Origin of the sequence: Mycobacterium sp. E136, from assembly GCF_001666865.1 — a bacterium.
Classification (GTDB): domain Bacteria; phylum Actinomycetota; class Actinomycetes; order Mycobacteriales; family Mycobacteriaceae; genus Mycobacterium.
On record NZ_LZJE01000236.1, the window covers coordinates 1 to 1271 of the forward strand.

The window sequence follows — 1271 nt, forward strand, 5'->3', positions numbered from 1 at the left end:
CGCGAGCGTGCATTGCTCCTATGTCAAGCGGCGATGCGATGGTCGGTATTTCCGGCGTTGCGGTGGGTGTGTTCGTCGGTGTGGAGGCGGGTGAACACCACGCGTGAGAGGCGACGTTTGAGGCAGCGCAGGGCTTCTTTGGTGGAGTTTCCTTCGGCGAGGCGGTGACGGTAGTAGCGATGCCCGGGGCTGTCGGGTAGCCGGATCTGGGTAATCGCGATGCGGTGTAGGGCGGCGTTGAGTTGGCGGTTGCCTGAGCGGTTGAGTCGTACGCGGCCGGCGGTGTTGCCTGACCACACCGGAATCGGCGCGGTGCCGTTGTGGCGGGCGAAAGCGGCTTCGCTGCGGAATCGTGTGATTCCGGCTGTTTCGGAGACGAGTTTGGCGGCAGTGAGCTCGCCGCAGCCCGGCAATGCCAGCAGTGTCGGGGCGACCTGGCGTACGCGTTCGCCGATGCGAGCGGCCAACGCGTTGATGGCCTGGGTCAAGCGCACGATGTCAGCGAGTTCCTCTGCGGCCAGCTCGGCCAGCAGGCCTTGTTGGGTCTGTAGCCAGGCGGCCAGGGTGTCGCAGGGCTTGGCGCGGTGCAGTGAGCCGGGTGTGGGTTCGGCAGCGGGATCGAGTTCGTGGACACGTTGGCGGAGCCGGTTGATCGTGGCGGTCCGTTGTGCCACAAGATCTTCACGACGATCGGTGAGCAACTTCAGCTCGCGTGAGACCTCGTCATGGGCGGCTACCGGTAGGTCGGGATGGCGTAACACCGCATGGGCCACGGCCAGCGCGTCGATCGGATCGGACTTACCGCGAGTGCGGGCGCTGGCGCGGGTTTGGGCCATCAACTTCGGCGCGACCCGCACCACCGACTGCCCGGCGCCGAGCAGATCACGCTCTAAGCGCGCCGACAGATTGCGGCAATCCTCGATCCCCCAGACCAGATCATCACCGAATTGGGCACGGGCCCAATTGATCGCCCTTTGATGGCCGGCGGTGGTGGCCTGCACGACTTTCTCGCCGAGTTTGCGCCCGACCTCGTCGACTGCGACGAAGGTGTGGGTGCGCTTGTGTACATCGGTCCCAACGATCACCATGGACGGTGCCTTCTTTCATCTAGACGTGGATGAGGCGAAGGTTGGGCCGGCCGGCTGGACACATCTCAGTGGGGGCGATGCCACGCTCCTATCAAGTCACGCCGGTCGGTCCTTCCCACCCGATGCCGGCACAACGCACGAATGCCAGCCCGAAGACGGCAGCGTCTGCAGGAGCCAGACACC

General features: G+C 65.2%; 1 protein-coding gene. It reads right to left on the minus strand.

The window, feature by feature from the left end:
- Positions 1-23: 23 nt before the first annotated feature.
- Positions 24-1088: an IS110 family RNA-guided transposase gene (locus A5698_RS15595; protein WP_068298539.1), complete on the minus strand. Its 1065-nt coding sequence runs from the start codon at positions 1086-1088 to the stop codon at positions 24-26.
- Between the last annotated feature and the right edge of the window lie 183 nt (positions 1089-1271).

What these genes read in the sequence shown, in the direction of transcription:
- A5698_RS15595 (WP_068298539.1), bottom strand. Translation starts at nt 1,088, where the DNA reads ATGGTGATCGTTGGGACCGATGTACACAAGCGCACCCACACCTTCGTC.